The organism is Streptomyces sp. NPDC058964 (assembly GCF_042741275.1).
Lineage (GTDB): Bacteria > Actinomycetota > Actinomycetes > Streptomycetales > Streptomycetaceae > Streptomyces.
Map to the genome: position 1 here is coordinate 1 of NZ_JBHYKH010000376.1, position 8,942 is coordinate 8,942.

The following is an 8,942-nucleotide window of genomic DNA, read 5'->3' on the forward strand; positions in this document are numbered from 1 at the left end:
GTCGACGACGGCCGCGGCAGGGAGACGCGGCCGGCCTCGCCGGTGCCGTCGGCGACACCGAGCCGGAGCGCCGTCACCGCTCCCGTGCTCGCCGTGAAGATCGACAACGTGCCCGCGGCCCGCCCGCAGGCCGGGCTGGACTCGGCGGACGTCGTGTACGCGGAGCAGGTCGAGGGCGGGCTGAGCCGGCTGATGGCGGTGTACGCGTCGAAGCTGCCGCAGGTCGTCGGGCCGGTGCGCAGCGCCCGCGAATCCGACCTGGAGCTGCTGCGCCAGTTCGACCGGCCGGTGCTCGCCTTCTCGGGTGCGCAGCACAAACTCCTGCCGCTGATCGACAAGGCGCCGCTGCGGCCGCAGACACCGGACGAGAACGCCGACGCGTTCTCCCGCGGCACCGAGAGACAGGCGCCGCACAACCTGTATCTGCATCCGCACCGGTTGATTGCCTCGGCCCCGGGAGCGGCGGCGCTGACCACCGGCTTCCACTACGGCGCGGCACCCACGGGCGGCCGGACCGAGACCACGCGCACCGTCCGCTACCCCTCGGCCCGCTTCACCTTCACCTGGTCCGCCGACCGGCACCGCTGGCTGGTCGCGATGGATGGCACCCCCGCCGAGACCGCGGACGGGCAGCCGGTGGCTCCCGCCACGGTCGTCGTGCAGTACGTGACGGTGCGCGAGTCGGCGTACCACGACGTGCTCGGCAACAACACGCCCTACACGGAGACGGTCGGCTCGGGGAAGGCCGAGGTGCTGCGGGACGGGCGCGCCTTCGACGCCACCTGGACCCGCGGGGCCGCGCCCGGCGGCACGGAGTTCACCTCCGCGGACGGAGCGCCGGTCAACTTCGCCAAGGGCCAGGTGTGGGTGGTGTTCGCACCCGCCAAGGCCTGATCAGGGGTGCGCTGCGAGGGGTTCCGCCGGGTTGCGCAACCCCTCCGCGGCGTCCGAGACCCGGCGGATGAGTTCGAAGAACAGGGTCTGCTCCTCGGCGGAGAGCGGGGCCGGGAAGACCTGGTTCATCCGGGCGGTGCGCACCGTCGGCTTGCGGTGGGTGCGCAGCCCGTCGTCGGTGAGCCGCAGCAGGAAGCGGTGCCGCGCTCGTGGAGATCCCCGGGGCCTCCCACCTGGCGCCCGCGGTGCCCGGAGGCCGTGCTGACCGCACTGCGGGCGCAGCTCGGCGGCGGCGCCCGGAGGGGGATGGCGGAGCGCCGGGAGGTGCTCGGCGACGCGCACGTCGACCGGACGCAGGCCCGCCAGACGCCGTTCACCGCCCGCTTCCAGGACTTCGTCTCGCGGTACGCGTGGGGCGAGATCTGGACGGATCCCACTCTCTCGCGCCGCGAGCGCAGCCTGATCACGCTGACCGCGCTGGTGGCGCACGGCCACCACGAGGGGCTCGCGATGCATGTGCGGGCCGCCCGGCGCAACGGGTCACCGCGCAGGAGATCGGCGCGGTGCTGCTGCGGACCACGGTCTACTGCGGGGTCCCGGCGGCCAGTTCGGCGTTCGCGACCGCCCAGCGGGTGCTCGCCGAGGAGGAGGGCGCCGGAGGGTGACCCTGCTGGTCGTAGTGGGCGCCGGAGGGTGACCCTGCTGGTCGTAGCTTCACCGGCACCAGGAAACGGCCGCCGGGCCGTGCCTGGGCTGGAGGCATGTCCACTGTTCTGATCACCGGTGCCACCTCCGGGCTGGGCCGCTACGTCGCCTTCGAGCTGGTCCGCTCCGGCCATGTCGTCCTCGCCCACGGCCGTGATCCGGGACGGACCGGGCGGCTCGTCGACGAGCTGCGCGCCGAGGGCGAGGCCGAGGGGTTCGTCGCGGACCTGGCCTCGCTGGCGCGGGTGCGTGAACTGGGCGCACGGGTCGCCGCGGCGCACCCCGGCCTCGATGTGCTGATCAACAACGCCGGGGTGGGCAGCGGCCCGCGCGGCTCCGGCCGTGAGCTGAGCGCCGACGGGCACGCGCTGCGACTCGCGGTGAACTACCTCGCCCCGGTCGCGCTGACCCGGGCACTGCTGCCGGTGCTGCGCGCGAACACGCCGTCCCGGATCGTCAACGTCGGCTCGGCCGGGAGGCGCCCGACTTCGCCGATCCCGAATTCACCCGCGGCTACAGCGGCGTGTCGGCCTACTGCCGCAGCAAGTTCGCCCTCGCCGCGCACACGTTCTCGCTGGCCGAGGAGCTGGCGGGCAGCGGCGTCTCGGTCAACGTGCTGCACCCGGCCGCCTACATGGACACGGCCATGGTCCGTGAGGGCGGGATCACTCCGTGGAACACGGTCGCGGACGGTGCGCCGGGAGTGCTGGCGCTGGCCACCCGGGACCTGGGCTCGGGCGGCTACTTCGACGGCACGCGGCCGGCGCGGGCGCACGAGGCGACGTACGACCCCGAGGTGCGCAAGCGGCTGCGGGCGGTCACCGACCAGCTGCCGGCGATGTAGTCAGCGCAGTCCGCGGCCCGTCTCCAGCACCTCCCTCGCCTGCGCCACCAGTCCGTCCGCACCGCACGACTTCGCCAGTGAGAGGCCCCGGTTGAGCTCGGCGACCGAGCGGGCCGCGATGCCGTACTCGACACGGGCGGCCGCGTGTTCGTACTGGCAGGGCGAGGCCTCCAGATAGGCGACGGCCTGCGCGGCGAGACGCACGGCGCGCTGCCCGGTCTCCAGGTGGGACGCGCAGCGCAGGGCCTCGCCGATGGCGGTGTCCGTGCCGAACCGCTCGGCCTGGCGGCGTGCCTCGGTGGCGAGCTGGACCGCGCGGGACGGGTCCCTCGTGGCGAGGGCCCGGGCCAGGTCGACCGCCCAGGGAACCATGACCGGGTTGTGATGCCCGCGGACGGCCGCCGCCTTCCCGGCGGCCTCCAGTTCGTTGATGCCCTCGTCGGTACGGCCGGCCGCGAGAAGCAGCCGGCCGCGCACGGAGCGGGGGTCGGGCAGCACGATCGTGGTCGGGTACGGCGGTGCGAACCCGTACTGCTCGGAGATCGCCCAGGCCTCCGCGACCTGTCCGCGGGCGAGCAGCGTGTCGATGAGGTTGCAGGTGGCGGTCCAGTACAGGGGCAGGCCGCGGCCGACGCGCTCGGCGAGCCGCAGCGACTCTCTCAGGGACGCCTCCGCCTCCCTGAGCCGGCCCCGCCTGCGGTGTCCGAAGCCCACGTACGCGTGGGCCAGTGCGAGATGGCCGCCGCTCCAGCGCGCGGTCTCGTAGGTGCGCAGGGCTTCGGTGTACAGGGCGTCCGCCCGGTCGAGGCGGTCCGCGTAGGCGTACGCGTTGGCCAGCATCAGCAGGAGTTCGATGCCCCACTCGGTGTCGGTCCAGCCGAGCCCGGGTGCCAGGCGGCCGTTGACGAGCGCCCGGTCGCACAGCTCGACGACCTCCTCCGCGCTCTCGCCGTGGGCCGTTGCGTCGAAGCCGCGCAGGATCAGCAGCGCGCGCTCGGAGTTGTCCCGGCCCGTGCACATCCGGGCGAGTTCGGCGAGGCGTTCCGAGCGTCCGGCGGAGTTCGCCTCGCCCGCGTGGATGCCCTCCCACATGTACTGCACGGCCTGCAGACGCATCTGGGCCGGTCCGGGTTCGTGGCGGGCCGCCTCGGCCTCGACGGTGCGGACCGCCTCCTCCAGCTGGTTGTTGTGGAGCAGTGCCTGGGAGAGGCGGAAGACGGCGTCGACGCGTTCGCCGCCGTCGAGGCCGGGCATGCCGAGCGCGGTCTGCAGATGGTCGATGGTGGTGGCGGGCGCGGTCAGGAGCGTGGCGCAGCCCAGTTCGTAGAGCACGCGCGCGTGGACCTCGGGGACGGGCGGTTCGAGCAGGGCGCGCTCCAGGCAGCGGCGGGCCGCGTCCGGGGCGCCGACCGCGAGGTGTTCCCTGGCCGCGTCGCGGAGCTGCTCGACGAGTTCCTCGTCGTCGTCCGGGTGCACCTGCAGGAGGTGCCGGGAGGCCGCGGCGGCACCGCGCCCGGAATCGGTGACGACCTGGGCGGCGATGCCGTGCATGGCGGTGCACAGGGCCTCGGGGATGGAGTTGTAGACGGCGGTGGCGATCAGCGGGTGGACGAACTCCAGGTCGCCGTCGTCGGGCTGGGAGGCGGCCGGGTCGGGTTCGGTGAGGATACGGGCGTTGCACAGCAGTTCGGCGCAGCGCTCCGCGTCGTCCATGCGCATGGTGGCGAGCTGGGCGACCAGGTCCACCGTGATACCGGCGCCGAGGATGGCGGCGGCCCAGGCGAACCGGGTGGCGTCGATGCCGAGGCCCTCCAGACGGGCGACGAGTCCGCCGCCCCGGGCGGAGCGGTTCAGGGGGCGCAGCTCCCCGGCGTGGGCCTCGACCGGTTCGAACTCGCTGTCCTGCACCTTGGCCAGGAGTTCCACGGTCTCGTACGGGTTTCCTCCGGTGACGGCCCACACCTCGCGGCAGAACGGGGCGTCGGCGTGCCGGCCGAGGCTGGCCCGGGTGAGTCCGGCGGTGGCGTCCGGGGTGAGGGCGCTCAGGGTGGTGACGGGGCGGCCCGCGGCGGCGGCGACCGCGTCCAGGTGGCGGGCGCAGTCGCCGCTCACCTCGCCGGGGCGGCGGGCCACCACGACGAGGACGGACAGGTCGTCGAGCCGTTCGGCGAACGCGGCGAGCCAGCGCAGGGTCTCCTGGTCGGCCCAGTGCGCGTCGTCGATCAGCAGCACCAGCGGCCACTCCCGCTTGGCGAGCCTGCGTACGGCGGCGACCAGGCCGTCGCACACGCCCTGCGGGTCCGCCTGCCGGTCACCGGGGTCGGCTATGCCGAGCGCGGGCCCCGCGACGTCGTACCAGTCGCCGAGGTACTCGCGGGCCTCCTCGGGCATCAGCGAGACGAGCGCCGGCTGCAGCAGTTGCCGCACCACGTTGAAGGGGACGGCCTTCAGCGTCTCGCCGCCGCGGGTGGACCACACGACACAGCCGCGCCGCTCGGCGATGCGCCGGATCTCGCCGAGGAGTGCCGTCTTGCCGAGTCCCGCCTCGCCCCGGAACACGAGCAGGTTCCCGGAGGACGAGCGGTCCGCGCACAGGTCGTCGAGCGCCTGCGTCACGGCGGCGATTTCCGCGTCGCGCTCCCACAGGGAAGCCGAAGCGGCCGCAGGGGGCCGTACCTCCGTCATCCCGCTACCTCCCCAATGTCGCCCGAACGACGTACAGACCACGAGCGTAGCCGTCGGATTGGCTGGGTGGAGGCCGGTCCGGGCATGAGTTGCCTTGATGGGTGAACCGGGCGCGCGCGGACGTCGTGAACCGGTCCGGACCAGCCGCTGTGTATTCGACGGACAGTCAACAGGCTCTGGGATGAAGCTGATTTTCGAAGATCGCCGGAACGCGGCGCGGGCGTCCTCCGTACGGGCGCTGGCCGCGGGCTCGGTCGGCAATTTCATCGAGTGGTACGAGTTCGGTGTCTACGGCTACTTCGCGACGGTCGTCGCGCAGCGGTTCTTCACGCCGGAGGGCGGCGGCGCGGTCGAGGGGCTGGTGAAGGCGTACGCCTCCTTCGCACTGGCGTTCTTCTTCCGGCCGGTCGGCGCGGCCCTGTTCGGCCGGCTGGGCGACAGGATAGGGCGGCGGCCGGTGCTCATCCTGGTGATCGCCCTGATGACCGGGGCGACGACGCTGATCGGCGTGTTGCCGACGTACGACACGGCCGGCGCCCTGGCCCCGTGCCTGCTCACGTTGCTGAGGGCCGTTCAAGGGCTCTCGGCGGGCGGCGAGTTCGGCGGCGCGGTCTCGGTGATGACCGAGTTCGCCCCGCCGGGCCGGCGTGGTCTGTACGGGGCCTGGCAGTCGTTCACCGTGGCGCTCGGGCTGCTGGGCGGGGCGGGTGCGGCGGCCGGGCTGGCCGGCGTGCTGACAGAGGATCAGCTGCGGGACTGGGGCTGGCGGTTGCCGTTCCTGCTCGCGCTGCCGATGGGACTGGGGGCGCTGTGGCTGCGGGTTCGGCTGGACGAGACGCCGCCGTTCACCCGGCGGGAGGGGCCCGCGCAGGATCCGCCCCGGCGCGAGGTCCTGGCGGCCGTCGCGCTGGGGGCCGGGCGGGTGATGGGCTGGTCGGCGGCCGGGTACACCTTCCTCGTCGTACTGCCCTCGTATCTGCAGACCGCGCTGCACACCGGCTTCCGGGAGGCCCTGATCGCGACGGTCCTGGCCAACCTGGGCTTCGCGGCGACGATCGTCCCGGCGGGGCTGCTCAGCGACCGCGTCGGGCGCCGGCCGGTGATGCTGACGGGGGCGCTGCTGGTGGTGGCGCTGGCGGTGCCGCTGTTCGGCCTCCTGCAGAACGGCGCGGCCCCGGGCACCGTGAAGGGCGCCGCCGTGTGCGCCGCGGGCGCCGTCGTGGGGCTCATGGCCGGACCGGGGCCGGCGCTGCTCGCCGAGATGTTCCCGACACGCGTGCGCTGTACGGGCCTCGGACTCGCCTACGCGCTGTCCAATGCCGTGTTCTCGGGGTGTGCGGGGCTCATCATCACGGAGACGGTGAAGCGTACGGGGAACGTGGACGTGCCCGCGTACTACGCGGCGGTGGCGTGTGCGGTGAGCGCGCTCGCGCTCCTGGCCCGCCCGGCCGGGAAGGTGGCTGGACCAGGTGCTGGTGATCGGTCTGATGTCCGGGACGTCGTACGACGCCGTCGACGCGGCGGCCGCGGCGCTGCGCCTCGACGGTGACGCCCTCGTCCTGAAGCCGCTCGGAATGGTGAGCGAGCCGTACGACGGCGCGCTGCGGGAGTCCCTCGCGGCGGCGCTGCCGCCTGCGGCCGTCCCGCTCGAAGAGGTGTGCCGGCTCGACACCGGGATCGGGCAGGCGTTCGCCGCGGCGGCCGTCCGGGCCGACCGAGAACTGTGCGGCGGGCGGGCCGAGTTGGTGGCCTCGCACGGGCAGACGGTGTTCCACTGGGTGGACGGCGGCCGGGTGCGCGGCACCTTGCAGCTCGGGCAGCCCGCCTGGATCGCGGAGGCGACCGGACTGCCCGTCGTCGCCGACTTCCGGCCGCGCGACGTCGCCGCGGGCGGCCAGGGCGCGCCGCTGGTCAGCCTGGTCGACCTGCTGTGGCTGCGGGGCCGGGCGGGCACCCCGGTCGCCGTGAACATCGGCGGGATCGCCAACCTGACCGCTCCGGACGGGACGGCCTTCGACACCGGGCCCGGCTGCGCGCTGACCGACGCCGCGGCCCGGGAGTTCAGCGGGGGCCGGCTGGCGTACGACGCCGACGGCGTACTGGCCGCGCGCGGCCGGGTGAACGGGCCGCTGCTGGACCGGCTGCTCGCGGAGCCGTACTACGCGCGGCCCGCGCCGAAGACCACCGGCAAGGAGCTGTTCCACGCCGGGTATCTGCGGGCGGCCGGACTCGACGGCCTGCCCGTCGAGGACGTGCTGGCGACGCTCACCCGGCTGACGGCCCGCACGGTCGCGGACGCCGTGGGGTCCGTGGGGGCCACCGAGGTGATCGCCTCGGGCGGCGGCACGCGCAACCCGGTGCTCATGGCGATGCTCCGGCACCGGCTGCCCGGGGTGGCGGTGCGCACCTCCGACGAGCTGGGACTGCCCTCGGCCGCCAAGGAGGCGTACGCCTTCGCGGTCCTCGGATTCCTCACCGCGCACGGGCTGGCGGGCACCGAACCGGCGAGCACCGGCGCCCGGCGCCCGAGCATCCTGGGTTCGGTGACCCCGGGGCGGGACGGGCTGCGGCTGCCGCGGCCCGCGCCGGCCTCGCCCGTGCGGCTCGTACTGGAGCGGGGGTGACCGCGGGCCACCGGCCCACCGCCTTCGGCACGGAACTGTTGCCGGGCCCTCTCATCCCTCTTTCACCGACGCCTCATACGGTGGGGTCATGACGCAGGTGACTCCTCCCGGGTGGTACCCCGACCCCGGGCAGACGAATGACGGCCCGCCCACCGAGCGCTGGTGGGACGGAAGGGCATGGACGGACCAGACCCGCCCCGCCGGGCCGGCCGCCGCATGGGGTCCCCCGGCGCAGCCGCAGGACCCCGGGCCGTACCCGGCCTACTCCGCGTACCCGGCCTATCCCGCCCAGCCCCAGACCGGCACCCGGCGCGGGCTGCACACCGGCATAGCCGTCGCGGTGGCGGCCGCGGTGCTCGCCTGCATCGGGGTCGGCGTGTACGCGCTGACCAGGAACGACTCCGGCGGCGGTGACCGGGCCGGTTCGCAGCAGGGCCCGAACGGGCAGGGCGGCCCCGAGGGGCAGAACGGCGGGCCGGGCGGCGGTTCCGGTGGTTCGGGTGGACCCGGCGGGCGGTCGCCGTCGCCGGGCCGGTCCGGGGCGCCGAAGGTCCAGGGCGGCGGCGCCGTGCCGGACGCCGTCAACGGGATCAGCCTGCCCGTGCCCAAGGGCTGGACCGGGCAGGCGCTCACCGCGGGCGCACAGGTGACCTCGGAGGACTCGTACAAGTGTCCCGGTGACACGTCGAAGGACTGCACCGCCGGAGGTGCCTACTCGGCGCCCGCGCTGGTGCTGGGCACCGAGGGCAGCACGGCCGAGGAGGTCGCCAAGGCGGACATCGCGGCGAACGCCAAGGAGTCCTACGGCGGCGCCACCTACGGCAGCATCACCTCGCACGAGGTGCTGGCCTCCAAAGCCGTGACCGTGGCCGGGCAGAAGGGCTACCTGGTCCGCTGGAAGGCGGTCACCAGCAAGGGCGCCGACGGCTACGTCGAGTCGCTCGCCTTCCCCTCTCCGGCCGACCCCAAGCGGATCACCGTGGTCCGCTTCGGTGTCGACGCCGGGCAGAAGCTGTCGGTGATCGACGACATCACCAAGGGGATCAAGGTGTCGTCCGGCGGCGACGGCCAGAGCGTCTGACCGCTCCCAACGGCGCTGGCGGCCGGTGCGGCCCCGGACATGTTTCGGGGGGGGGGGTGTGTGGGTGAGAACCGCGCGGGCCACCCCCCCCCCGCGCGAGAGCGGCCCC

7 protein-coding genes and 2 pseudogenes are annotated in these 8,942 nt (G+C 74.3%); 6 read left to right on the forward strand and 3 right to left on the reverse strand.

Going from position 1 to position 8,942, the window contains the following annotated elements; genetic code table 11:
* Window positions 1–894, forward strand: an 894-nt coding sequence (locus tag ACFW2E_RS33620; RefSeq protein ID WP_384471723.1) for a DUF3048 domain-containing protein, incomplete at its 5' end; no start/stop codon positions are given.
* On the opposite strand, the gene ACFW2E_RS33625 is transcribed toward ACFW2E_RS33620, so the two are convergent.
* Entirely contained in the window at window positions 895–1,326 is a 432-nt protein-coding gene (locus ACFW2E_RS33625; RefSeq protein WP_384471738.1) for a hypothetical protein, read from the reverse strand.
* Between ACFW2E_RS33625 and ACFW2E_RS33630 the strand changes: the two are divergent.
* A pseudogene (locus ACFW2E_RS33630) lies at window positions 1,315–1,380 on the forward strand (hypothetical protein); the annotation flags it as partial. The gene ACFW2E_RS33625 and the pseudogene ACFW2E_RS33630 sit on opposite strands and share 12 nt — an antisense overlap.
* Window positions 1,381–1,477: 97 nt before the next feature.
* Here the strand turns inward: ACFW2E_RS33630 and ACFW2E_RS33635 are convergent.
* Window positions 1,478–1,675 (reverse strand): hypothetical protein, encoded by a 198-nt coding sequence (locus ACFW2E_RS33635; RefSeq protein WP_384471741.1) that lies wholly within the window; start codon window positions 1,673–1,675, stop codon window positions 1,478–1,480.
* Here ACFW2E_RS33635 and ACFW2E_RS33640 point away from each other — a divergent pair.
* A pseudogene (locus ACFW2E_RS33640) lies at window positions 1,656–2,443 on the forward strand (SDR family NAD(P)-dependent oxidoreductase). The gene ACFW2E_RS33635 and the pseudogene ACFW2E_RS33640 sit on opposite strands and share 20 nt — an antisense overlap.
* Here the strand turns inward: ACFW2E_RS33640 and ACFW2E_RS33645 are convergent.
* On the reverse strand, window positions 2,444–5,128 hold the full coding sequence (locus ACFW2E_RS33645; RefSeq protein ID WP_384471726.1) for an ATP-binding protein: 2,685 nt from the start codon (window positions 5,126–5,128) through the stop codon (window positions 2,444–2,446).
* A gap of 181 nt (window positions 5,129–5,309) precedes the next feature.
* On the opposite strand from ACFW2E_RS33645, the gene ACFW2E_RS33650 reads away from it, so the two are divergent.
* The 3 genes from ACFW2E_RS33650 to ACFW2E_RS33660 all read left to right on the forward strand — a co-directional run bounded on the left by ACFW2E_RS33650 (window position 5,310) and on the right by ACFW2E_RS33660 (window position 8,833).
* Entirely contained in the window at window positions 5,310–6,677 is a 1,368-nt protein-coding gene (locus ACFW2E_RS33650) for an MFS transporter (RefSeq protein WP_384471729.1), read from the forward strand.
* Window positions 6,598–7,752, forward strand: a complete 1,155-nt coding sequence (locus tag ACFW2E_RS33655; RefSeq protein WP_384471732.1) for an anhydro-N-acetylmuramic acid kinase — start codon at window positions 6,598–6,600, stop codon at window positions 7,750–7,752. Before ACFW2E_RS33650 ends, ACFW2E_RS33655 begins: the two co-directional genes overlap by 80 nt.
* An 88-nt stretch (window positions 7,753–7,840) precedes the next feature.
* Window positions 7,841–8,833, forward strand: coding sequence for a DUF2510 domain-containing protein (locus ACFW2E_RS33660; RefSeq protein ID WP_384471735.1), 993 nt, complete (start codon window positions 7,841–7,843; stop codon window positions 8,831–8,833).
* The last annotated feature ends 109 nt before the right edge of the window (window positions 8,834–8,942 follow it).